Annotated in this window: 21 protein-coding genes; 9 read left to right on the forward strand and 12 right to left on the reverse strand. The window is 43.5% G+C overall.

Annotated elements, in window-relative coordinates; genetic code table 11:
* Positions 1 to 173: 173 nt before the first annotated feature.
* Positions 174 to 2,078: a beta-N-acetylhexosaminidase gene (locus ACNURT_RS04395; protein WP_419700705.1), complete on the reverse strand. Its 1,905-nt coding sequence runs from the start codon at positions 2,076 to 2,078 to the stop codon at positions 174 to 176.
* A gap of 176 nt (positions 2,079 to 2,254) precedes the next feature.
* Here ACNURT_RS04395 and ACNURT_RS04400 point away from each other — a divergent pair, with 176 nt between their 5' ends.
* The gene (locus tag ACNURT_RS04400) at positions 2,255 to 3,646 is read left to right on the forward strand and encodes a Gfo/Idh/MocA family protein (protein WP_419700706.1); all 1,392 of its coding nucleotides are present in this window, start codon (positions 2,255 to 2,257) and stop codon (positions 3,644 to 3,646) included.
* 290 nt (positions 3,647 to 3,936) lie between these two features.
* Here ACNURT_RS04400 and ACNURT_RS04405 read toward each other — a convergent pair whose 3' ends face one another.
* From ACNURT_RS04405 to ileS, 3 genes are read right to left on the reverse strand one after another with little or no spacing between them, the layout of a single operon-like run.
* Entirely contained in the window at positions 3,937 to 4,542 is a 606-nt protein-coding gene (locus tag ACNURT_RS04405; RefSeq protein ID WP_370997992.1) for a lipoprotein signal peptidase, read from the reverse strand.
* Positions 4,543 to 4,926, reverse strand: coding sequence for a TraR/DksA family transcriptional regulator (locus ACNURT_RS04410; RefSeq protein WP_166092596.1), 384 nt, complete (start codon positions 4,924 to 4,926; stop codon positions 4,543 to 4,545).
* Positions 4,927 to 8,319 (reverse strand): isoleucine--tRNA ligase, encoded by a 3,393-nt coding sequence (gene ileS / locus ACNURT_RS04415; protein ID WP_419700707.1) that lies wholly within the window; start codon positions 8,317 to 8,319, stop codon positions 4,927 to 4,929.
* A gap of 73 nt (positions 8,320 to 8,392) precedes the next feature.
* Here ileS and ACNURT_RS04420 point away from each other — a divergent pair, with 73 nt between their 5' ends.
* Both ACNURT_RS04420 and ACNURT_RS04425 read left to right on the forward strand, forming a co-directional pair.
* A complete protein-coding gene (locus tag ACNURT_RS04420; protein WP_419700708.1) occupies positions 8,393 to 8,596 on the forward strand; it encodes a hypothetical protein in 204 nt (67 codons plus the stop codon).
* 60 nt (positions 8,597 to 8,656) lie between these two features.
* On the forward strand, positions 8,657 to 8,857 hold the full coding sequence (locus ACNURT_RS04425; RefSeq protein ID WP_419700709.1) for a hypothetical protein: 201 nt from the start codon (positions 8,657 to 8,659) through the stop codon (positions 8,855 to 8,857).
* Between the two features lie 216 nt (positions 8,858 to 9,073).
* Here ACNURT_RS04425 and ACNURT_RS04430 read toward each other — a convergent pair whose 3' ends face one another.
* Entirely contained in the window at positions 9,074 to 9,850 is a 777-nt protein-coding gene (locus ACNURT_RS04430; RefSeq protein ID WP_419700710.1) for an SDR family oxidoreductase, read from the reverse strand.
* Between the two features lie 289 nt (positions 9,851 to 10,139).
* On the reverse strand, positions 10,140 to 12,476 hold the full coding sequence (locus ACNURT_RS04435) for an efflux RND transporter permease subunit (protein WP_419700711.1): 2,337 nt from the start codon (positions 12,474 to 12,476) through the stop codon (positions 10,140 to 10,142).
* Between the two features lie 323 nt (positions 12,477 to 12,799).
* Here ACNURT_RS04435 and ACNURT_RS04440 point away from each other — a divergent pair, with 323 nt between their 5' ends.
* Entirely contained in the window at positions 12,800 to 14,455 is a 1,656-nt protein-coding gene (locus ACNURT_RS04440) for a hypothetical protein (protein WP_419700712.1), read from the forward strand.
* Positions 14,456 to 14,469: 14 nt separating this feature from the next.
* On the forward strand, positions 14,470 to 14,907 hold the full coding sequence (locus tag ACNURT_RS04445) for a hypothetical protein (RefSeq protein ID WP_419700713.1): 438 nt from the start codon (positions 14,470 to 14,472) through the stop codon (positions 14,905 to 14,907).
* 333 nt (positions 14,908 to 15,240) lie between these two features.
* On the opposite strand, the gene ACNURT_RS04450 is transcribed toward ACNURT_RS04445, so the two are convergent.
* On the reverse strand, positions 15,241 to 16,026 hold the full coding sequence (locus ACNURT_RS04450; RefSeq protein ID WP_370998002.1) for a lytic transglycosylase domain-containing protein: 786 nt from the start codon (positions 16,024 to 16,026) through the stop codon (positions 15,241 to 15,243).
* Positions 16,027 to 16,257: 231 nt separating this feature from the next.
* Between ACNURT_RS04450 and ACNURT_RS04455 the strand changes: the two genes are divergently transcribed.
* Both ACNURT_RS04455 and ACNURT_RS04460 read left to right on the forward strand, forming a co-directional pair.
* Positions 16,258 to 17,691: a pseudouridine synthase gene (locus tag ACNURT_RS04455; protein WP_419700714.1), complete on the forward strand. Its 1,434-nt coding sequence runs from the start codon at positions 16,258 to 16,260 to the stop codon at positions 17,689 to 17,691.
* A gap of 416 nt (positions 17,692 to 18,107) precedes the next feature.
* Positions 18,108 to 19,244: a lactonase family protein gene (locus tag ACNURT_RS04460; protein ID WP_419700715.1), complete on the forward strand. Its 1,137-nt coding sequence runs from the start codon at positions 18,108 to 18,110 to the stop codon at positions 19,242 to 19,244.
* A 106-nt stretch (positions 19,245 to 19,350) separates the two neighbouring features.
* On the opposite strand, the gene ACNURT_RS04465 is transcribed toward ACNURT_RS04460, so the two are convergent.
* The 4 genes from ACNURT_RS04465 to ACNURT_RS04480 form a co-directional block, all read right to left on the reverse strand.
* Positions 19,351 to 19,836, reverse strand: a complete 486-nt coding sequence (locus ACNURT_RS04465; RefSeq protein ID WP_419700716.1) for a hypothetical protein — start codon at positions 19,834 to 19,836, stop codon at positions 19,351 to 19,353.
* Positions 19,837 to 19,888: 52 nt separating this feature from the next.
* Positions 19,889 to 20,050 carry a hypothetical protein gene (locus tag ACNURT_RS04470; protein WP_419700717.1) on the reverse strand — a complete coding sequence of 54 codons (162 nt, stop codon included), beginning with the start codon at positions 20,048 to 20,050 and terminating at the stop codon, positions 19,889 to 19,891.
* Positions 20,051 to 20,124: 74 nt separating this feature from the next.
* Positions 20,125 to 20,712: a non-canonical purine NTP diphosphatase gene (locus ACNURT_RS04475; protein ID WP_419700718.1), complete on the reverse strand. Its 588-nt coding sequence runs from the start codon at positions 20,710 to 20,712 to the stop codon at positions 20,125 to 20,127.
* 75 nt (positions 20,713 to 20,787) lie between these two features.
* Entirely contained in the window at positions 20,788 to 21,411 is a 624-nt protein-coding gene (locus ACNURT_RS04480) for a hypothetical protein (protein ID WP_419700719.1), read from the reverse strand.
* 181 nt (positions 21,412 to 21,592) lie between these two features.
* On the opposite strand from ACNURT_RS04480, the gene ACNURT_RS04485 reads away from it, so the two are divergent.
* A complete protein-coding gene (locus ACNURT_RS04485) occupies positions 21,593 to 23,062 on the forward strand; it encodes a peptidylprolyl isomerase (protein ID WP_370998008.1) in 1,470 nt (489 codons plus the stop codon).
* Positions 23,063 to 23,072: 10 nt separating this feature from the next.
* Positions 23,073 to 24,035 (forward strand): AAA family ATPase, encoded by a 963-nt coding sequence (locus tag ACNURT_RS04490; RefSeq protein WP_370998009.1) that lies wholly within the window; start codon positions 23,073 to 23,075, stop codon positions 24,033 to 24,035.
* Between the two features lie 164 nt (positions 24,036 to 24,199).
* On the opposite strand, the gene ACNURT_RS04495 is transcribed toward ACNURT_RS04490, so the two are convergent.
* Positions 24,200 to 25,063 (reverse strand): hypothetical protein, encoded by an 864-nt coding sequence (locus tag ACNURT_RS04495; RefSeq protein WP_419700720.1) that lies wholly within the window; start codon positions 25,061 to 25,063, stop codon positions 24,200 to 24,202.
* Positions 25,064 to 25,108: the final 45 nt, after the last annotated feature.

Below are 25,108 nucleotides of genomic sequence, written 5' to 3' on the forward strand. Positions count from 1 at the left end.
ATTACTAAACTCGAATTTGTCATCCTGAGGAACGAAGGATCTTCTTCGCGGGCCAAGTCGGTCGGCATACATGATGAAGAAGATCCTTCACAACGTTCAGGATGACAAGAGTTATAAAGTAAAGAAGCTTTCCTGATGACAAGGAAAGCTTCTCTTCGATAAAATAAGTTACACTACTTAATCCTGCTACTCAGTTCAGATAGCGGCATGGTTACCATCCTGCCAATCGGTTTCTTACCTCTGTAGGTGATTACCCGTAGCGTTGTTGCATCCTTAGGCGCATCAATAGGCTGCGTATATTTTGGATAAAACCTGTCGGGGAATGAATTATCAAAACTGTAATAAATATCGAGCCCATCCACCTCATTGGTCAGGGTGATCTTTAGCGTACCATCGGCATTGCGTATAGCGCTAAAGGATGGATCATAAACACTTGGCGCATATTTTGTTTCGGCGGCATTAAAACGATCGAACTGTTTCTCTACTTTTCCAAAGAAATAAGGCCAGCTTTTCTTTTCCTTTGGCGACCATACCGACTCGGCAATAGCCATACCTCTTGGCCAGGTCATATATTCGGCCTGGCGGATGTTGTACACCTGTTCGGTCCATAAATTAGCCTGCCCGCCTTTGATCAACCTGGCGTCCACACTATCCGGTACCGGCTCAAACTCGTATGATTTGCTCAGGCGCAGCGTAGCGTAAATTTTTGTTTCGTTCACACGGTCGCTTTGCATGTAATCCAGGTAAGCAAAAGTAGTAGGACTCATCACTACTTCATGACCCTGTTTAGCGGCCTCGATGCCTCCTTTAATACCTCTCCAGCTCATTACCGCGGCATTCGGACCAAGTCCACCTTCAATGATCTCGTCCCAGCCCATGAACTTTTTACCTTTTGATTCAACTATCTTTTCCAAGCGTTTCTCAAAATAGCTTTGCACTTCCTGTTGTGTTTTCAGTCCTTCTTTAGCCATCAGGGCTTTAATAGCGTCGCTTTGCTCCCAGAAGTTCTTAGCGCACTCATCGCCGCCCATGTGTATATAAGCAAACGGGAACAGCTGCGCCACTTCAGTCACCACCTTATCCAGAAAAGTGTATACATTTTCATTAGCCGGACAAAGGGTGTTGTCCACAATGGCTGTATTATGCGGACCATTCCAGTTCATAAACGGCTCGCCGGAGTTAACTACATATTTATCGGCCCCCGGCGTACATGATAGTTCGGGATAAGCTACAACAGCGGCAAGACTGTGCCCCGGTACATCTATCTCGGGTAATATATTTACAAAGCGGTCTTTGGCATATTGCACCAGCTCGCGGATATCATCCTGGGTATAAAATCCACCGTAAGTGCGGGGTTCATCCGGTGTCGGCGGAGTAAATGTACCAAACTGACCCACTTTTTTAACGTTATAAGCCCCAACCGAAGTTAGCTTTGGCAAACTCTTGATCTCTACGCGCCAGCCTTCATCATCGGTTAAGTGCAGGTGCAGCAGGTTCAGTTTATACTTCACCATGGCATCTATATATTGTTTTACCTCTGCTTTGGTAAAAAAGTGACGCGCCACATCAAACATTAATCCCCTCCAGGCAAAACGCGGGTAATCGGTAATTTCTACACAAGGCACCGTCCATTTTACATTTTTCACCGGCTCCACGCTTTCAATATCGGCAGGCAACAGCTGCATCAGCGTTTGTACACCATAAAATAAACCTGCGGCTTCATTTGCCCTGATCACGATCTTTTTGGTTTTTACCGACAGCGTGTAGCCTTCGGTACCAATAGCCGCATCGGCAGTTTTATTCAGAATAAGCCTGATAGAAGCCGTAGGCGCCACGCTCTTGATGATCACGGATGAACCCGGCGCGGTAGCCAGTTTCTTTTTCAAATAAGCCTTTACCGAAGTCAGTTCAGCCTGATTGCCGGCCTCTACAATAACACTTTTAGGCAGCAGGAACTGGCCCGTTAAACGGGTGGTTTTCACCGGTTCGGGAATAATGGATAAGCCGCTTTGTGCAACCTGACCAAACGAGAGCGCATGCGCAAAGCAGCAGCAGAGCAATAAGGATAACTTTTTCATATAAAGGATATGTTTTAATTGGGAAACGGTATGCAAATTAAACTTTTTAAATAAAATTAAAAAGTTGCAGAGTAAAATTTGTTGTTTTAAATTGCATATAAATACATCTCGTAGCTGCGCCTGCAGTATATACCCGATTGTACAAACCAATTATTCATTTACCTGAACTAATACCTATGGCAACTGATAGAAGAAAATTTTTAAAACAATTTGGCACCTCGGTTCTCCTCACTTCGGCATCGCTTACCAGCCTGGCTGCCAAAGAGGAGCATGAAAAAAGAATACTACAGGCCGAAAAACGTGTAAGCCCTAATGACAAGATCAGGATAGCCACTATAGGCATGGGTATTATGGGTTTTAACGATACCCACGCGGCGCTTACCGTACCAGGTGTGGAACTGGTAGCTGCCTGCGACCTGTACAAAGGCCGGCTGCAGCGTACTAAGGAAGTGTATGGCCCCAATATTTTTACTACCGATAATTACCACGATATTTTAAACCGCAAGGATATTGATGCTGTTATTGTGGCTACCAGCGACAACTGGCACAGCCCCATATCTATTGAAGCCATGCGTAAGGGCAAAGCCGTTTACAGCGAAAAGCCCATGATACACCACATTAGTGAGGGTCTGAATGAAATAAAAGTGCAGCAGGAAACCAAAGCGGTTTTCCAGGTAGGCAGTCAGCGGGTAAGCAGCATAGCGTTTAAAAAAGCGAAAGAGCTTTACCAGGCGGGTGCCATAGGTAAGATCAACGCGGTAGAGGCCTCTTTTAGCCGGCAAAGCGCGCTGGGGGCATGGCAGTATACCATTCCGCTGGATGCGTCGCCCCAAACCGTTAACTGGGCGCAGTTTCAGGCCAACAGCAAGGTAAAACATGCTTATGACAGTAACCGTTTCTTCAGATGGCGCAATTACCGCGAATATGGTACCGGCGTTGCCGGCGACCTGTTTGTACACCTGTTATCGGGCATTCATTTTATAACCGGCTCCAAAGGACCGGATAAAATATTTTCGATAGGCGGTTTAACCTATTGGAAAGACGGCCGCAATGTGCCTGATGTGATGAGCGCAGTGATCTCCTATCCCGAATCGCCGGAACATCCGGCTTTCCAGGTCACCCTCCGGGTAAATTTCGTAAGTGGTGAAGGTGATCGCGCCTCCACCAAAATTGTGGGCTCTGAAGGAGTTATTGATATGAGCGATGGCGGCGGCTTTACCATCCATAAAAGCAAAATGCCGGTAGCGCCGGGTTACGGCGGTTGGGATGCCTTCGGAACTTATCCGGAAGCCATGCAAAAAGCCATTGTAGAGGAATACAATAAAAAATATTCTGCTGCCGACCAGCAGGCGTCCAAAATGGATGATGTGATTTACCATGAGCCCGAAGGCTATAACGACTCCAACGAACATTTCGCCAATTTTTTTGATTCCATGCGAACCGGTAAACCCGTAGTGGAGGATGCTGCCTTTGGCTTCCGCGCAGCGGCCCCCTGCCTGGCCTGTAATGATAGTTATTTCGAGAACCGGGTGATCAAATGGGATCCGGTTGGAATGAAGCTGGTGTAGGTAATAGAGACCCTTGTTGTCATTTAGAGTTTATATAATTAAGCTGAAAGCTTTAACCATGCTCCCACGAGATACGCTGCGCTAATCTCTCGGGAGCGAAAGAATCGCACGGCTCCGCTTTTTTTCACCTCCTTGTTGTCATCTCGAACGAGGTACGAGGAGAGATCTTCTACGCGAAGTAATTGAGCGCAAAAGATTTCTCCCTCCGGTCGAAATGACATTATTGGAGATATAAATAACAAAAAAGCCGCATTAAGCGGCTTTTCCTATGTTTAGTAAAATTTAAATCTCTATTCTTCTACCATTTCACTGTTAGGGCTGTTTACTTCGGGTACTTCATGTTTGAAATAGTGTTTCTGAAATATCAGGATCATAATAACACCTACACAAATAGAGGCATCGGCCAGGTTAAATATTGGTCTGAAAAACTCAAACGGTTCATTACCCCAAACAGGTACCCAAGCCGGGAATGTACCCTGGAACAATGGGAAGTAAAACATATCAACCACGCGCCCATGAAATAAGGGGGCATAATTGTACATGATACCATAAAAGGTCGAGTCGACGATATTTCCTACGGCACCGGCCAAAATAAGCGCCACATTCATGATGAGGCCGCGATGATATTTATGTTTTATTAAATATATAAGTGTATAAACAATACCGCATACCGCAAAAATGCGAAACAGCGTAAGTGCCAGTTTACCTGCATCTCCTCCCCATTCTATACCAAATGCCATACCGTTGTTTTCGGTATAGCGCAGCATACCATGGCTCCCAAAAAAATGGATCTCTTCACCCATGATCATATGTGACCTTACCCAGGTTTTAATGATCTGATCAAAAAGAACAATAAATATAGCCGTTAGAAAAGGTTTGGTATAAGCAGCCTTCATTTATTGCTTTAATTTAGCTTCCATGGTCAGGGTAGTGTGCGGCACGGCGCGCAAACGCTCCTTTGGTATCAGTTTACCGGTTTCGCGGCAAATACCATAAGTTTTGTTTTCAATACGCACCAGGGCAGCTTCTAACTGGTCAATAAATTTTTTCTGACGGGCGGCTAACTGGTTAATCTGTTCTTTTTCCAGTGTGGCCGAGCCATCTTCCAGTGTTTTATAAGTACCGGCAGTATCATCAGTTCCGTTCGCGTTTGGCGAGCTTAACGAAGTTGCCAGCGAGTTTAACTCTTCTTTGGCAATACGCAGTTTATCAAGAATAAGAGTTTTAAACTCTTGCAGGTCTGATTCAGAATATCTGGTTTTTTCGTTTTCTACTTTCATTTATACTTTACTAATAACAATAAAAATTTCATTTCCATCAATCTCTACTTTGTCACCTTCATGTAGTTGAGCGTCAAGCACTATGCTGTCTGCTAAAATTTCGGCGCAAATATAGGATAAATTATTTTTTACCGCTTCGCTGATATAAGGATGTTCGCTAATGCGAACGTCAATTTTATCAGTAACCTCAAAACCTTTCGTTTTACGCAGGTTCTGGATACGGTTTATCAACTCTCTCGCAATCCCCTCCTCTTTTAATTCATTGGTTATGGTAACATCTAAAGCCACAGTTAGTTTTCCTAAATTTGCAACTTGCCATCCGGGAACATCTTCTGCAATAATTTCTACATCTGCAACCTGTATTAAGTACTTGTTTTCAAGTACATTAACACCGCCATCGCTTTCCAGCCTGGTTATGTCATCCTGTGTAAAATTATTTATAGCCTCGGCCACAGCCTTCATATCCTTCCCTACTTTTTGGCCCAGCGCCTTAAAGTTTGGTTTTATTTTCTTTTTAATGAAGCCTGCAGTGTCGGTAATGTACTCAATATCCTTGATGTTTGTTTCAGACAATATCAATTCTTTTACCTGCTCCACATGCTGCTTAAAGCCCTTGTCCAATATAGGTAATAATATTTTGCTGAGGGGCCTGCGAACAGGGATCTCGATCTTTTTACGTAATGATAACACCAACGACGATACATCCTGTGCCAGCTGCATACGCTCTTCCAGGTCGGCATCAACCAATTCATCATGGTAGCTTGGGAAATATGCCAGATGTACCGATTCAAATTCCTCTTTACCGGTAACCTTGTTCAGATCTTTATATAAACTATCGGCAAAAAACGGCGCTATCGGCGCCATTAATTTACTGATGGTAATTAAGCAGGTATATAATGTTTGGTAAGCCGACAACTTATCGTCGGAGTTATCTGATTTCCAGAAACGGCGGCGGCTTAAACGGATATACCAGTTGCTGAAATGCGCATCGACAAATTCCTGTATAGCACGGGCGGCTTTGGTTGGCTCATAATCGGCATAAAAACCATCAACCTCGCGGCTCAGAGTATTGAGTAAGGATATCACCCAACGATCAATTTCCGGGCGTTGCGCCAATGCTATCTCGGGCTCACTGTATTTAAACTGATCGATATTGGCGTACAGTACAAAGAACGAGTAAGAGTTATACAGCGTACCAAAAAACTTACGGCGCACCTCATCAATACCTTCTTCGTTAAATTTCAGGTTATCCCAAGGCGCGGCATTGCTGATCATGTACCAGCGGGCCGCATCAGCGCCATATTGTTCAATGGTCAGGAAGGGATCAACGGCATTGCCCAAACGCTTTGACATTTTGTTGCCGTTTTTATCCAGCACCAAACCGTTTGAAACCACGTTTTTGAACGCGATACCTTTGTTACCCACTTTGGCATTTACCGCCTTTACCTCGTCGCTGCATTCGCTTAGCATTACGGCTATGGCGTGCAGGGTAAAGAACCAGCCACGAGTCTGGTCAACTCCTTCGGCAATAAAATCGGCCGGGTAGGCGGCAGCAAATTCTTCTTTATTTTCAAAAGGGAAGTGCCATTGCGCATAAGGCATAGCGCCCGAGTCAAACCAAACGTCGATCAGATCGGGCTCGCGGAACATTTTATTGCCGGCAGCCGAGGTCAGGATCACATCATCCACATAGGGGCGGTGCATATCTTCCAGCTTAAAGCCTGCGGGCATAAAACCTGCGGCTATCGACTTTTCGATCTCGGCGTTCAGCTCTGCTATAGAACCAATACATTTTTCTTCTGAGCCATTTTCTTCGCGCCAGATAGGCAATGGTGTACCCCAGTAACGTGAACGCGAAAGGTTCCAGTCCACCAGATTTTCCAGCCAGTTACCAAAACGGCCTGTTCCGGTTGATTCCGGTTTCCAGTTGATGGTTTTGTTCAGCTCCACCATTTTATCCTTTACCGCGGTGGTACGGATAAACCAGCTATCGAGCGGGTAATATAATATGGGTTCGTCTGAGCGCCATGAGTGCGGGTAGCTGTGCTCATATTTCTTTACGTCAAACGCTTTATTGTCTTCTTTCAGTTTGATAGAGATCAGTACATCCGTTGCCTTAAAACCAGGCTCGGCACGCTCTGCATCGCTATAGTATTCTTCTTTTACATAGCGACCGGCAAAATCGGTCACTTCATCAACAAAACGGCCTTGTTTGTTAACCAGTGGAACTTCTTTGCCTGTTTCATCCAATACCATTACCGATGGTACACCTTGTTCTTTACAGGCCCTGAAGTCATCAGCGCCAAAAACAGAAGCGGTGTGTACTATACCTGTACCGTCTTCGGTAGTCACAAAGTCGGCAGGGATCACGCGGAAGGCGTTTTTCTCCAGGTTCTCATTGCTTACATAAGGCATCAGCTGATGATAACGCAAACCGATCAGCTCAACGCCTTTAAATTCAGCTCTTACTTCCCAGGGGATAATCTTATCACCACCGTTATAATCCTGGAATGATGTGTTTTCGCCTTCGGCTTTAAAGTATTTACTTACCAGCGCTTTGGCCAGTACTACACTAACCGGCTCATAAGTATAAGGGTTAAAAGTGCGGATCTTTACATAGTCGATATTTTCGCCAATGGCCAGTGCGCAGTTTGATGGCAGTGTCCATGGAGTGGTTGTCCATGCCAGTATTGCGGTATCCTCATTTACATCCTCAAATAAAACAGGGATCAGGGGATGCTGCTGGTCGTTCTTTAAATGGAACTGGGCCACAATCGAAGTGTCCTTTACCATTTTATAAGTACCCGGCTGGTTGAGCTCATGCGAGCTTAAGCCGGTACCCGATTTTGGCGAATAGGGTTGTACCGTATAACCTTTGTATAAAAGGTCATTTTTATAAAACTCCTTCAGGATCCACCAAAGGCTTTCAATGTATTCGTTTTCATAGGTAACATACGGATCGTCAAGATCAACCCAATAGCCCATTTTTTCGGTCAGGTCGTTCCAAACGTCGGTATAGCGCATTACCTCCTTGCGGCAGGCATCGTTATAATCCTTAACGCTGATCTTTTTACCGATATCATCCTTGGTTATCCCTAAAGCTTTTTCAACGGCAAGCTCAATGGGCAGGCCATGGGTATCCCAGCCGCCTTTGCGCTTTACCTGGAAACCTTTTAGCGTTTTGTAACGGCAAAAAATATCTTTTATAGAACGCGCCATCACATGGTGAATACCGGGCATACCATTAGCGCTCGGCGGCCCTTCGTAAAACGTGTAGGGGTTACTTGCCGGGCGACTGCTGATACTTTTGCCAAATATGTTGTTCTGCTTCCAAAACTCCAGTATCTCTTTGCCTGTTTGCGATAAGTTTAACTGCTTATATTCCTTATACATGTATATAGTTCACCTCAATTTTTAGAGGTTGCAAAAATACGGAAATTATAAATGATTTTTTTAATTTGGACGAATGAAAAATAAAGTAAGGCGTACGGTATTGATGTTGTTGGTTGCCGTGATCCTGTTTTCGGCATCAATGGCTATCCCTGCCTTATACCATTCCAAGTGGAAAGACCTTGTTCAGGGCGCCGCGCTGGGCTTAACCATAGCCGGCATCATCAGTATTATTACCCTGGTTATAGATTATTTACGCGAAACAAAAAAAGGTGCCTGACCTGCTATTTTTTAGGCGACAATAAAATTATATCTTTATACATACTATAAAAAGCACCAAATGAGATCTAAAATATATATCATTATTTCGGGGATTATATTTATCACCGCTTTAATCATCAGTCTGCAAAGCGCAGATCACTCAACCACCGACAAATGGGCCAGCGTTGTCATGGGCTTTACATCTGTTACGTTTATAGGAGGGCTGATATCGATTTTTAAAAAAGGCAAGTCAGCCAAAAACGAACAAGCGCTGAATTAAAAAATGCTAATGCGCCTGGCACAACCATTATCAGTATATCAATGAAGTTTTATAAACCCCATCGGGGCTAAAGCTTTGTAGAAAAAACATCATTAGGATCAGTGCCGTAGGTACTGCACTCAGGTAGCATACCTACGGCATGCTAAATTCTTATTGTTTACTTGCTACAAAGCTTTTACTCCTACGGAGTAAGCTAATACCAGTTCAAAACAGCTATCAATAAATACTCCTGCTCGCGCCACCATCAACCTGGATGGTAGTCCCGCTTATGTAAGCAGCCTGTTCCGATGCCAGGAAGGCAACCAGCGCGGCCAGTTCTTCGGGTTTGCCTATGCGGCCAAGCGGGATGCTTTTGGCCCTGTCTTTAATAGCCTGTTCCGGGTCTACGTCTTTTGGCAATGTATGTTTTATCCTGTCGGTCAGGATCAGTCCCGGGGCTACATTATTTACGGTGATATTGTACGGACCAAATTCATCTGCCATCAATTTGGCCATCCCCACCACACCCATCCGCATAGTGGTTGACAGCACCGAGCCGCCCAGCACCGCTTTTACTGAAACACTCACAATATTGATGATGCGCCCGCTGCCTGTTTTTTGCATATGCGGCAATACCAGCCTGCTCAGGCGCGCAACGCTCAGCAAATTAAGGTCAAAAGCTTTTTGCCATTGCTCATCATCAAAATTCTCGAATTTATCAAAGGGAGGACCACCGGCATTGTTCAGCAATATATCAATCCGCCCGAAAGCGCTTGCGGCTTTGCTAACGAACGCTTCTATCTCGTCGGCCCTGGACACATCAACAGGTATAGCGATCACCTCATTGCCGGTGATATGTTTTATTTCGGCAGCGGTTTTATTCAGCTCCGCCTCATCGCGCGAGCCAATAATCACTTTTGCTCCTTCGGCAGATAAAGCTGTGGCTACTGCTTTACCTAATCCTTTGCTGGCTGCTAATACTACAGCTACTTTGTTGTTGAGTTTCAGATCCATAATACCCCTCCATGCCCTCCCCGAAGGAGAAGGTTCTTTTAGTTAATTAGCATGTTTATAAAAATCAAACGCAATGTCGACTCACCCCGACATCGCTGCGCTCGTCACCCCTCTCTACGCGCAGCGTAGAGAGGGGTTTCTTTACCCTCTTTGCGGCAAAGCCGTAGAGAGGGTGGTCCAGCGAAGCGTAGACCGGGTGAGTGGTTATGCGATTTGTTTTTAACCTTGTAAGTTTAAACTCCGCCTTTTCACGGGCTATTATTCTTTGGAGAGGGCCGGGGTGAGGCTCTTATTCCTCAATATCCGGTCCTTTTATTTTCTTTCGGTCAACGCCGCCATCCAGGCTCAGTAAAAAAGCAGGAAGCAGCGTAAGATTGCTGATCATAGCCACCAGCAATGTTATGGATAACAAAATCCCCAATGCTACGGTTCCGCCAAATTTGGATACCGCGAATATGCCGAAACCAAAAAACAATACCGTCGCGATAAATATCATACTCACCCCCGTTTCGCGGATAGTATCCGATACTATACGCGATATCCCTTTACGGGTATAGCGCAGCTCATGACGGTAACGGGTGATAAAATAAATAGTTTGATCGGACGAGATCCCCATCGCTATACTAAATATCAGTATAGTTGATGGTTTAAGCGGGATACCAAAAAAGCCCATGATACCAGCTGTTATAATAAGCGGTACCAGGTTGGGCACCAGCGAAATGGCTATCATTTTCACCCCCCTGAACAATATCCACATCACCCCGGCTATCAATACAATAGCCCAGGCCAGGCTTTCGTACAAGTTTGTAAGCAGGTAATTGGTTCCCTTTATAAAAATGATGCTGGATCCGGTAAGCTCCACATGAAACTTTTTAGGGTTAAATATCGAGTCGATACGGGGCTGTAGTTCGGCCAGTACCACGTTCATTTTTTTGGAGCCGGCATCAACCATTTCAAAGGTTACCCGGGTTATGCGGTGATCTTTATCCAGGTAAGTATTCAGGGCGCCCGACGAGCTTTTGCCCGAATTGGCGGCATAGTTTAGGATAAAATTCTGCTCCAGGCCGTCGGGCAAACGATAGTACTCCCGACTGCCGCCATAAAACGCCTGGGTTGAGAATTTTAATACCTGGATAAGAGAAATAGAACGGCTGAATTGCGGATACGAGGAGATCAGCTTTTCCAGTTTTTCTACCTTACGGATCACCGTTTGGTTCACCACACCATTTTTTCGTTTGGTATCGATACTTACCTCCAAAGGCAGTACCCCGTTAAAGTTAGATTCAAAAAACTTCAGATCCTCCAGCGTATTGTTATGCTGCGGCAAGTCATCAACCACATAACCATTAATATTGATGCGATAAATGCCCACGGCCGAAATAGCCACCAGCACCAGTGTGGTAATATAGATAGCTTTCCTTTTTTGATGAACCAGGGTATCCAGCTTAATCAATAAGGCTTTCATCCATTTACTATCCTTAATACCGGTTTGTTTTGCTTTAGGAGCGGGCAGGTAGCTGAATACAATAGGTACCAATATCAAACTCAAAGCAAAGGTAGACAGGATGCCCAGCGAAGCTACCAAACCAAACTGGGTAAGCAGTTCGCTGTTGGTAAAGCACAATACACCAAAGCCAATAGCAGTAGTAATGTTGGCTATAAAAGTGGTGATACCAGCCTTTTCGAGCGCGATGGCCAGGGCCTCCATTTTATTGCCCGATATGTCAAACTCGTGATAGTACTTATTAAGGATAAAAATAGTGTTCGGGATGCCGATAACCACCACCAGCGGCGGAATGATGCCGGTTAAAATGGTCATTTCATAATGCATCATATACAAAATGCCCAGGCTCCAGAGTACACCCAGCACCACAATAAGCACCGGGAATATCACCGGGAAAAACGACCGGAAAAAGATAAGCAGAATGATGGCCGTGATCAATATAGACAAGCCCAGGAACATGGAAAACTCATGCGCCACCAGGTCGCCCACAACGGTACGGATGAGCGGCAGGCCAGAGTAATGTACCTTGATGCCATGCTTCTGCTCAAAAGCTTGGCCCAGCTTAAGCATTTTGTTGATGATAGGCACACGTTTGGGCGTATTGATGATCTTATCATCAAAAGTGATAGCCATTAAGGTTGATTTGCCATCGTTGCTCAGTACCACCCCCTTGTAAAATGGCAGGTTTAAAAGCTGCTGCTTTACGCTATCAACCGCCTGCGCAGAAGGCAGTACGCCGGTAACCAACGGTTTTACTACAAAACGGTGCTGCAGCGTATCCTTTTCTAAATTGTACACATTAGCTGCCGAAACCACGGCTTTAACTCCTTTGATCTGTTTAAGCTGGGTGCCTATCAGGAACCAGTCGTTAAATACATCTTTATCAAATATCTTGTCAGATTTGATCCCCAAAACCATCGATGAGGCATCCTGGCCAAAGGTTTGTTTAAACTGATTATAGCGGATATAGGCCGAATCGGTAATGGGCAGTACTTTACCTCCGTTAAAGGTTATTTTTACTTTCGACGCTTCAAAACCCATAAAAGCACTCAGTGCCAAAACGCAGATAAGTACGATGAGTCTGTTTTTAAGGATAAAAGAGGCGGTGTGTTTCCAGAACATTTGAGTGACATTAAGGGCGCCGCTAAACTACGAAATTTGATTTACCCACCGGCTCAAGATATTGATATTGTGACAAAGTGTTAACTTGTTGCCTCATTTATAGCGGGCGGGAGGGGGCTTTGTTGTTGGGATTTAACCTATAAACATTTCACCTCGGGTTATATAGCCCCCTCAGAAATCATTAAAGCCCGGGCGTCCGCCCTTTAGAGGTTTTCATGCTTCACATATCGGTGTTTTCACCTATTGCCTGGCTAAAATATTAACTACATATTGGGTATATTATTTAAATATGAAGTTAAACTATTGTTCCTATACCTAAACCCATGTTCAGAAAAGTATACCTCTTGTTTGTCGCTGCCTGTCTGGTTGCCATTGTCATTAACAGCTGTAAAAAAGATTCACGCACAGATCAGCAGAATGCCGTTTCCGATCCGGTTATTGCACAGGCCAAAAACTGGTATGAAAGGACTTACCCTGTGAGTGAAAACAAGGTGAATACCCAGAGCACTACTAATGCCGACCTAAGTCAATTGATTAAACCCGACTGGCAGCATACAGTCAATTATAAGCGGAGCGATCAGCCAGTATTGGAAATTCCCCTTGAGCTATCGGTTAAATTTGTTTCAGCACTGAAAAACATGACAACCAGTAGCTTTGTTTATAGTAAAGATTATAGCCGCAGTTCATTCCTGTTACTACAAGATGGCGAGCACTACAATGCTTATATCATGACCATTATAGCTGATGCGGCTTATCTTAAAAACGACGTAACCAAGCTCGATCATAATAAATACAACAAACGCGATACCGATTTTAGTGGCGTAGTTTTATACAGTACACCCAAGGGGGTCTTTGTCAGCGGTTGGTTTTATAAAAATGGAATGATTACCCAAGCACTACAACCAAATGGCAGTACTGTAAATAGTGGTGGTCAAAAAGTGCAAAGCCTGCATCCTGAGTTAACGGAGGTAGATTGCACAGACTGGTATCAGTATTCGGAGGTTGATGGCACCGTAGTAGATGTGAAATTTTTAGGCACCACCTGTAATCAACATGGCGGCGATAATAGCGGCAATGGCGGTGCGCCGAGCGGAAGTGGTGGTGGTGGCGGCGCGGGTGCTACTCCATCGAAGCCACCACCACCTCCTCCATGTACCGGCACCAATTCAAGTACATTAAAAGTACAATCAACAGATGGGCATTTGGTTGTTTACAAAAATGTGGTACAACCTCCACCAGGTGATGGTGATGGTACATTTCCCCCACCAACAACGCCTCCTCCGCCACCACCGCCATCTACATCAAGCCCATGTACAGTAACAATACCCGCACCAACCATCTTGGACAGCTTGGGATCAAAATATCCTTGCACTAAGGTGCTATTAGCGGCTTTACCAAATTTGAATACCAATATTGCAAGGCTTATTTATCAGGCGTTTGATTCAAAAAACAGCAGTGACATTACTTTTTTCGCTGGAGACCCTGCTGATTTTACCGGAACTGATTCCAAAGAAGATGGGCATACCATTGGATATAAGATCTATATAAACCCATTTGTCCTTTCAAATTCAAGTAACGAGTATAGACTGGTTACATTGTATCATGAAGCCCTCCATGCCTTTTTAAACTTAGAAATGGAACGATTGAAAGATGTAGGCTTTGCGGCCAAATATCCAGAGATTAAAGTGACATCACATTCTAATCTTTCTGGCAACATTAAAAACATCTTTGATTATACATTTGATGAAGGAGCTACGGTGAGTATCGTAGACAAAGACCCGCAGCACAGAACTATGGCAGAATACTTCACAGATAATCTCAGGGATGCTATATTAGCCTACAATCCCAGTTTCCCTGTTGACCGGGCGACTGCATTGGCAAGGTATGGGATATTTAATGACACAAGTATCATCGCAACAAATAACGCGGAACGGGATGTAACAACAGGCAATTCCGTTGGCCATAAATGCAATCCATAAGCTTATTTTAAACCATGAAAAGATATCTCATTTTATTTGCAGTATTAATATTAAGTACAGTTAACGCAAATGCACAAACTAAATTAAAGCTATATGGGGGTAAACACCATGACCAATTCCTCGGATGTATTGATTGTTCTACGGAAGATTTGAATTCCATATGGTGCGGATTTGGTGAATATGGTTCCGTACATAAAGCCAATTCCATATGGAATGAACTAGGAAAATATGGGAGCAATAAAAGTGACTATTCGCCTTTTAATAAAAAAGCAAAATACCCCCCTCTGGTATTGGACCAAAAAGGCAAATCATATGGATTTATGACTATAAACAAAAGTAACCCTAAAAGATCCTGGGATTCTTTTGTTAATCAAATAACGGAGCAAAGGGATGAGATTGTAAAAGATATACCGGCCTATCATGACCGGGTTTTTCATGATTTTCATAATTGAATATCGAGCGATAATAGCCGACTGAGTCATATTTAACAAATCATATTGCAAGTAACTAAGGTAAAAGCCATGAAACAACTAACAATATTATTCGCTTTAATCATTTTTACCTCCCTTAAAATGTAATGTCGCAATTTATTCTTCCGAACACTTGTAGTGTTATCACCGCACCATAGGCTTGTAGTTAACCACACGTGGGACGCTTGCGCTAACGAATCACTAATTCAGTCATTCACTAACCCACTAATTAAAAACAAAAAAGTCCTGCTTTCCATCTGGGAAAGCAGGACTCGGGGTGCTCCGTAATGTATTCTTTAATTAATTAAAAATCAATTAATTAAAATTCAGCAATTGTGATGTAGGTGGGGTCATGGCGAAATAATCGTCGTACCCGTACTTTTTAGGTTGCTGGATAATTGCTTTCATAGCAATAAGCTTGTAAACGTATGAACCGGTTTCGCGGTTCAGGCTCATGCGGAAGTAATTATCTTCATTTTGTTTGTTAATAGCTCTTTCCAGCTTAATTGAGCCGTTGTTGTACGCGGCTGCGGCCAGTGTCCAGTTATTAAACTCACCGTATAGTTCTTTGATATACTTGCAGGCTGCAATGGTTGATTTGCGCAGGTTAAGGCGCTCGTCGACACCATGGCCCACTTTAAGCCCGTAAGTACGCGCGGTGCCCGGCATAAACTGCCACAGGCCGCGTGCTCCCTTGGGTGAAGTGCCTTCGCAAAGGCCCGACTCTACCAGTGGGATGTACTTAAAATCATCGGGGATACCATAAAGCCTCAAAAGCGGTTCAATAACCGGGAACCATTTTTCGGCTTTGCGATGCAGAATGGTTGACTGAACGGTTTTGAAATTATGCTGTTTAAGCGATATTTTCAGTTTCCGTGTCACCCGCGCATCGTTTACAGGTAAAGCTTCGTTTGCAAAATTGTATGCATTTGCATTGCTTTTTATAAAAATAAATTTCGAGTTCCGATGGCTAATATCTCCAGTGCTCACAACCTTTTCATTGATGGTTGTGCTGAAAATATTGAGCTTTGAAATGAGAACCAGCACCAGCATTACGGAGCACGTAATTAAGTGTTTTTTGATCATTTCTTTCTTTATCATTAACTATACATTTGGTTAAAATGTGCAGCAAAGGTAGTTTATACAGGTCACATAATCAAATACTTAGCAAAATACTAAAAATTTTAGCTGCGGTTTTCGGTTCAAAAACAGGCTTTAAAACTGTTTAAACCGGGTTTTTGAACCGATTAAAATTTTTGCTTTTTTTGATTAAAAATTGCCAAAAAAGCGTATCTTTGACCCTCACGCTGCGAAAGCGCAAAACAAAAAAATATGGTATTTAAGAGACCAAACGGTAGTCGCGACGACAAGCCAAAAAGAACAGCAGGCCGGAGCTCAGGAAGCGACGAAAAACCCAAAAGACCTGCAACCGCGAAAGGCAAAGCCACGCCAAACGGAGAGAAAAAGAAATTCACCAAACCCGAACCCAAAACTTTTCAGAGCAACAGGTTTAGCGACGACAAACCCAAAAGCAATTTCAGGGACGGCGCTTCATCGTCGGGCGAAAGAAAATCCGGCGGAAGATCAAAACCTTATTCAGGCCGCCCATCGGGTGATAGCTCATCATCATTTTCACCGCGCAACAAGCCATACTCTGGCAGGCCAACCGGTGGTGATGAAGAAAGACCGAAAAGAAGTTTTGGATCAAATACCGCTGGCGACAGGAAGCCATACTCTGGCCGTCCGTCATCCGGAGAAGATGAAAGACCAAAAAGAAGCTTTGGCGGTGGTGCAGCCGGTGATAAAAAGCCATACTCATCTCCGCGTACCCGCTCATCAGCAGGTGCCGAAGGTAAACCCAAAAGAAGTTTTAGCGAAGGCGGTGACCGTAAGTTTGGCAACAGACCAACCGAAGGTGGCTTTAAAAAACGCGATGACGCTTCATTTAAAGATAAACCGTACCGCGATAAACCGTCACGTGATCAGGATGCGCCGGCTAAAACCATGCGTGGCCGCAAAAACCCCGCTGCGCCAAAAGCCAAAGACGATGGCCTTATCCGCCTCAACCGTTATATTTCAAACGCTGGTATCTGCTCACGCCGTAAGGCCGATGAGTTGATCATTGCCGGTGTAGTTTCGGTGAATGGTGTAGTGGTTGATGAACTGGGCGCCAAGGTTGATCCCACCAAAGACGATATCAAATACAACGGCGAAACCCTTCGCCGCGAAAAAATGGTTTATGTGTTATTGAATAAGCCAAAAGACTATATTACTACTACCGAAGATCCGCAGGAACGCCGTACCGTAATGCACCTGGTTGAAAAAGCCACCAAAGAGCGTATTTACCCTATCGGTCGTTTAGACAGGAATACGACCGGCTTATTGTTAATGACCAACGATGGTGAACTGGCCGACAAGCTGTCGCACCCGCGCAGCAACATCAGCAAGTTATACCAGGTTGAACTGAGCAAGGCTTTAACCCAGGGCGATTTGAACAAAATTGGTTTTGGCGTTGAACTGGAAGACGGCGTAATAAAACCCGACGCGGTATCATACGTAGCCGGCGGCACAAAAAGAGAAGTGGGCATACAAATACACAGTGGTAAAAACCGTGTGGTACGCCGTATTTTTGAAAGCCTGGGTTACGAGGTGGTAAAACTCGACAGGGTAGTTTATGCCAACCTCACCAAGAAAGACCTGCCCCGCGGCAAATGGCGTTTCCTGGATGAGAAAGAAATTATCCAACTGAAACACCTGATAAAATAAGATTGGTAAATGTGCAGATTTCAGATGTGCAGATTGTCAGAACTATGATTCACCAGGTTGAAGGATTTTCATAATCTGATCAAAAATCAGGGCAATCCTTGAATCCTAAAAATCAAGGTTCAGAAACAAAAACAGAGCTATTATTTAGCTCTGTTTTTGTTTTATATAATCGTTGTCAATAAGCTACTACTTTTTAAAGCTTTCAAAACCCATCAAAAATTTGTTAAAAAGTGTTAAAATCGATGGTTTTGAATCAATTTCGGAGCATTTTTGAGGCGTTTTTTATCGATTTTTAGCCAGAAATTGTTAAAATAAAAGGTTTAAAAAGTTTTATTTCAGGATCGGTGTCCGTTGGGTGGAGAGCTGTTTTTTTAGCAATTTTATTAACTTGCGGTCGTAACCCAATTTCATCTCTCATGAAAAAAATCGCATTGTTCATTGTCCTATTGCTGCCTTTGTTTGTGCAGGCGCAAAACAAGCAAAACAAAAAGAAAGGCCCCTCAACTTATGACCTCGTTATTGGTACCTATACCACAGGCACCAGCAAAGGCATAGCTGTTTACCGCTTTTATGCCGAAAACGGCAGGCTGGCCTATCTGAGTCAGATCGACGGCGTTGTAAACCCTTCCTATGTAACCGTAAGTGCCGATAATAAGTTTATTTACGCTGTAAATGAGTTACCCAAGGGCGAAGTAAGCTCCTTTTCATTTGAGGCCAAAACGGGCAAAATGCAGTTTATCAACAAACAATCGTCCCTCGGTGCCGACCCTTGTTATATAACGGTGGATAAGGCGCGTAAAAACGCTTTTATTGCCAACTATTCAAGCGGGCAGGTTACGGTAATGCCTATCAATAAAGATGGCTCTTTAGCCAATGGAGTAGAGACAGTGAAAAATGATGGCACAGGTCCTAATAAAGAACGCCAGGAAGGGCCGCACGCGCACATGAGTATCCTATCTCCAGATGAGAAATATGTGCTGTATAATGATCTGGGGACGGATAAAATACATATCTATCGTTTCCGCTCAGGTAAAAGTTCACCCTTAACCGATCCAACATCGGTAAGCGTAACTCCGGGCGATGGTCCGCGCCACCTGGATTTTTCGCCGGATAAAAAACACGCCTACCTGATCACCGAAATGGGATCGAACGTTTACGTGTTTGATTATGACAACGGGAAGCTTAAACAAAAACAAACTATAACCCTGCTTCCGGAAGGTTTTAAAGGTCAAACGGCTGGCGCGGCTATCCACATATCGCCCAATGGTAAGTTCCTGTACGCATCCAATCGTTTAGAAACCAACGAGATCATTGTATATGCCATTAACCAGGAAACCGGCGAACTTACCTTTGTGCAGCGCCAATCATCCATGGGTAAAAACCCCCGTGACTTTGCTATCGATCCAACAGGTAAATTCCTGCTGGTAGCTAATCAAAACAGCGACAGCATATTTGTATTCCGGATAGATCAAACTACTGGTCGTATATCACCAACCGGCTTTAAACTGGAAATCGGTAATCCTGTGTGTTTGAAATTTGTACCGGCTGAGTAAGAAGCTAAAGGCTTAAAGCAAAAAGCTCAAAGCTCGCAAGGATTTTCCTTACAGCTTTGAGCTTTTTCATGATATAGCTTTTGGCTTTAAGCCTTTAGCTTTCGGCTTACTTGCTTTTTGTAAACGAATAAATGATGTACCCGGTACCACCTGTACCAATGGCTACTGGTGATTTCAGGGTCATGGTTGAACCATCATTGCTGGCTATATCTAAACGATAACCTTCGGCTACGTTTTTAGCCTTATCGCCCTGGTACAGTTTTTTAAATTGGAATTGTGTGCCTGTAGTGCCTCCGTTATAAACCGACCAGAAGATAGTTTGTGAAGTACCGTTCGATAAAGTATACACACCATTGCCGCTATTGGTTAGTTTCCAGGTACTGCCTGCAAATGCTTCGGGAGGTGCCTGGTCAAATACATTTTGAACAGCATTTTGAACCAGGCCATCATAACTTACGTTGTTTAACGTCCAGGTACCCACAAATTTGCCGCGTGATACGTTACTGGAAACTGTGTTTTTTTGTCCGGAGCAAGCCGATAAAACAAGAATAACGGATAAGATTGCGATTGAGGTTTGAAATATCTTTTTCATGATTTGGGTTATTTATGGCATAAGAGCATAAATCCTGCCAAACATAGTAAACTCAACAGTTTTTTAGCTTAAGCTTTTTCTGCATTTCGCTTAATCGCTTATTAATGGACTCTGCTATTTGGTTGGCTTCTTTAATATGATTAAGGCTATTGGCAAATTGCTGATCGTTGTTTTTGAAAAATGCGGCGCGGCTTAAATGTATTACAGTCTTCATGGTAGCTCCTAAAAGTTTAGTTATACGAACTTTTAAAAGGAATGTTACTCCAAGGTTAACTGAAAATAATTTTCTTAAAGTCCGGCCACTGTACTTAAAAAATGAATAAGCTTATCCATGGCTTTGGCACGGTGACTTATTCTGTTCTTTTCTTCCAGGCTGATTTCGGCAAATGTAACCTGATAGCCATCGGGTTCAAATATGGGGTTGTAGCCAAATGGATCATTGCCACTGGGTTCGGTGCGAATGCGGCCTTCAACAGTTCCATCAAAAAAATGTTCTTCCCCGTTCCATATCAATGATATCACGGTACGGAAACGTGCTTTGCGATTGGTTTCACCCGCTAAGTTTTGCAATACCTTATTAATGTTCGCCATTTGGTTACCATGCTCGCCTGCATATCGTGCGGAGTAAACACCCGGCTCGCCGTTTAAGGCGTCTATTTCCAGGCCGCTATCATCGCCAAAGCAGTTCAGTTTATATTTCTGGTAAATATAGCGGCTTTTTATGGATGCGTTTTCGCGGAAGGTGGTGCCGGTTTCTTCAATATCATCGGTACAGCCGATATTATCCAGGCTCAATAGCTCAAACCGGCCTTCTATTTTGGCCGATACTTCTTCCAGTTTATGGCGATTATTGGTTGCAAAAACTAATTGCTGCATTTTTTTGATTAATGGATAAATGGATCAAAGATTTTTGGACAAAAGACTAAGAACTAAATACTTCGGACTATAGACTTATAAAGCCTTCATTAGTTCCCAGAAAATTTTCTTATTGTCAACACTATCCATCATCTCATCAAAGCCAAAACTGTACAGTGCCGTACGCGTGCCTGATGTTTTTGGTGTGTTGAGCGCAAGCGGCGTCATACCTTGCGGAATGGCTGCCTGACCTAATAACAGGAGTTTTACAGGCTTAAAAAAAGCGGCCAGCTGAGCAATTGTTATGTTATAATGTTGAGCCATGTTGAGTATAACCACATCATCAAGCTCCAGCGCCTTGCGCTTCAGTATATTTTGCAGTGCAGCCAAATGGGTTTCGGCAATAAACTCCTGATCGGGATAATGAACCAGGATCAAAAAGTTTTTTAAATTTTTACCCAGATAATTAAAAGCAGGCTCCGGCGTTTTAACCTCAGGCTTAGCTTCTTGAGGTATTTTATTTATGACGGGGGTTTTTATTTCGGGTTGAGATTCCTGAATAGATGGAGGACTAACTTGCGTTCTTATTTCAGGCTCGGATATTTCTTCAACAATAGGTGGAAGTATTTCTCTTTTTTCGTATAAGGCTTTGTCTGTATTTAACAGGTAAAGTTCATCCTGTAATATAAAGCGCAGGGCAACCGGGTTTTCAACTTTCACTTTAACAAATTTTAACCAAAAGTAGTTAAACGGTTTCAAGCTTTATAGCCATATTAGCACAATTATAGGCAGTTATATATAATTGCCGTTTTTTGTTCGGCTATAATTAATAAATTTTACCGAAATTCGAAGTTTTTAACGGACTATTGATCCGTATTATATTAGAGTATAAGTGCATTACATGAGAAAGTTAGGGATATTCATTTTAAGTTTTGTTTTGATCATATCAGTTGCCCGGGCGCAAACCAAAGTTGATTCCACGGCAAAAGCAGTTAAGGTTGATTCAGCTGCAAAAACAACGGCTAAGGCCGATTCAACAGTGGTACCATCAGGTCCGAAGCGTACTTTAGATAAAATTGCGGCCATTGTAGGCAACAGCCCCATATTACAATCAGATATTGAAACACAGTATGCCAGGTTCCTGTTTGAAGGAAACCAGCCAGACGCAAGCGTAAAATGCCGTGTTCTGCAATCTTTATTAACGCAAAAACTATTGGCACAACAAGCCGCTATTGATAGTATTGAGGTAAAAGAGGACGAGGTTGATAACAATGTTGATCGTCGCATGCGCGAAATGACTCAAAGAGCAGGCGGGCAAGAAAAACTGGAGGCATTCCTGGGTAAATCTGTTATTCAATATAAAGACGAGATCCGTCCGGACCTGAAAGAGCAGATGGTTGCGCAGAAAATGCAGCAACATATTACTGAGAAGCTTAACGTGACCCCACAGGACGTTAAAAGCTATTATGACAAGATCCCGAAGGACAGTTTACCTTCCTTTAATAAGGAAGTAGAAGTTGGCGAAATCGTATTTCAGCCGAAATTAAATAAGGAAGAAAAAGAGCTGTACAAGGAAAAAGCCGAAGAACTGCGCCAACGTATAAAAAAAGGCGAAGATTTTGGAACGCTTGCCCGTTTATACTCCCAGGACCCTGGCTCGGCGCCAGATGGTGGTGATCTGGGCTTTGCCGATCGTACCACCTTTGTGAAAGAATTTACAGCGAATGCCTTCAGGCTTAAAGCGGGTGAAATATCACCGGTGTTTGAAACCGATTTTGGCTTTCACTTTTTACAGGTGATAGAGCGCAGGGGTGAGCAGGTGCATGTTCGGCACATATTAATAGCACCGGTAATTACCCAGGCCAGTTTGGAAAGGGCGAAAGTAAAAGCCGATAGTATCTATACGCTAATGATGACCAATAAAAAGATCGACTTTTCGAGCGCGGCCGCTTATTACTCTGATAACAAGGATACCAAATTCAATGGCGGCATGATGCTGAATGCCGAAAACGTACAAAACCGTACAACCTTTATTCCTACCGATAAACTTGATCCTAAAGTTGCCCTTACGGTTGATACCATGAAAGTTGGCAGCATATCAAAACCTGATGTGTTTACCGGCCCCGATGGTAAAAAAACATATAAAATATTATACCTTAAGTCGGCAACAAATGCACATAAAGCCAACCTGGAGCAGGATTTTCCTAAACTAAAGGATATGGCTTATGAAGATAAAACCAATCGCGCGGTAACCCAGTGGTTTGAAAAACGCAGAAAAGAAACTTTTATTAGGATTGACCACGAATATCAATCCTGTGATATATTGAAAAAATGGATCACCGCTCCGGCAATCACCGCGCAAGCTAAATAAAATTAACTATATGCAACACCGATCTGACGTGGAAGCTGCCGATGCTTTAAGGCAGGCATATCAGCAAATACGCTCCGAAATTGGCAAGGTTATTATCGGGCAGGATGAAGTGGTGAAATTTGTACTGGTATCCATCTTCAGCAACGGTCATTGTTTACTAGTTGGTGTGCCGGGCCTTGCCAAGACCCTGCTGGTACAAACTATTGCCCAGGTGCTTGATCTTGATTTTAAGCGCATACAATTTACGCCCGATCTGATGCCGTCAGACATTATTGGGTCTGAAATACTGGGCGAAGACCGTAACTTTAAGTTTATCCCTGGCCCGGTTTTCTCCAACATTATCCTGGCCGATGAGATTAACCGTACGCCGCCTAAAACACAGGCTGCCCTATTAGAAGCCATGCAGGAAAAAGCGGTTACGGCTGCCGGTATTACCCATAAACTTTCGCAGCCGTTTTTTGTACTGGCTACGCAAAACCCGATTGAACAGGAGGGTACTTATCCCTTACCAGAGGCGCAGCTTGACCGCTTTATGTTTAGCGTAGCGCTAAACTATCCTTCTTTTCAGGAAGAGCTACAGGTGGTTAAAAATACAACCAGCTCTACCCAAACCGGGGTTAATAAAATATTGAATGCCGCACAGATCATTTATTTTCAACAACTGGTACGCAATATACCGGTTACCGATCATGTGCTGGAGTATGCCGTTAAGCTGGTGTCCAAAACCCGGCCCAATGGTGAGTTTGCAACGCCACAGATCAATCGTTTGCTGAGCTGGGGTGCAGGCCCAAGGGCATCGCAATTTCTCATCCTGGGTGCTAAATGCCACGCCGTGATCAATGGCAAATATTCGCCCGATATTGAAGATGTACAGGCGATTGCTAAGCCTATTTTAAGCCACCGTATAGTACGCAGTTACCATGCCGAGGCCGAAGGGTTGTCGGCTGCCGATATTATTCAGCAGTTGTTTTAAAAAGCTAATTTGTCATCCTAAGCGGAGCGAAGGACTATTCATAAATATACATATCGCTTAATAGATACTTCACTACGTTCAGCATGACAAATAACAAATATTATAAAACAAAAAAGAGCAGTTCTTAGAACCGCTCCTTTTTGTTTATCTATTTATAAAAACTCTTATTCGTTTTCAATTGCCGAAAACACCTCCAGCAGGATATCCCATTTTTTCGTTTTATCCAGTTCCCAGATCCGCACATAGTTGTAGTTACTTACTACATTGCCTTTTGTTATACGGGCATGGCCATAAGTATAAGCCAAATCGTTACTGGCAGAACGGCCACCGTCTGTAGTTTCGGCGGTAATACTGATGGCCTGGTTATTAATAAATTTCATAATCACATCCGGACCTGTCATCGGGTCGAAGCCTGGGAAATAATAACGGGCCTCGGGACTTAAAAACTCCTTATAGCTGGCCAGGGCAGATATAGTTAAGGAGTGATTAAATATCTTGTCGGTATTTACAATGATGCTTTTTGCGGTAAACGGATCCTTGCTTGGCGCTGTACGGGCGGCAGTAGGCTCTTTAAAATCGGTTACTTCTTCTTGTTCAGGCTCCGGGTGCTGTATACCCAGGTCTATCAGCAGCTTTAGTTTACCTTCGGCATCAGAACGCCAAACGGAAACATAATCACCAAAAACTTTGTCGTCCTCGCTTTTACCATTGGTATAAATATAAGGCCCGGCAGTAAAAGCTAAATCACCATTTGCTGATATACGGCCAAATTTAGGGATCCAGCTTAGCTTACCTGCTTGTTTATCAATATTTGAATAAAAGTCGGTTATTTTAACAGCGTTTGGTTTAAAAATAATGCCTTCAGGATCGGCAACAGACAAAAAGCCATCTTTTATGCCTTTGCGCTCTACTAATTTATTAAAAGCTTCTTCGGCACTAACTACTTTATTTACTTGTGCGGGAGCAGTTTGCGCAAAGGCAAATGCACTGTAACCAATAAATGTAGCAGCTAATAGTATTTTCTTCATGATCATATCAGATTTTGGGGCAATTTAACAATTAATTTTAAGTCG

The sequence above is a fragment of the Mucilaginibacter sp. NFX135 genome, from assembly GCF_048565145.1.
Taxonomy (GTDB): Bacteria; Bacteroidota; Bacteroidia; order Sphingobacteriales; family Sphingobacteriaceae; genus Mucilaginibacter.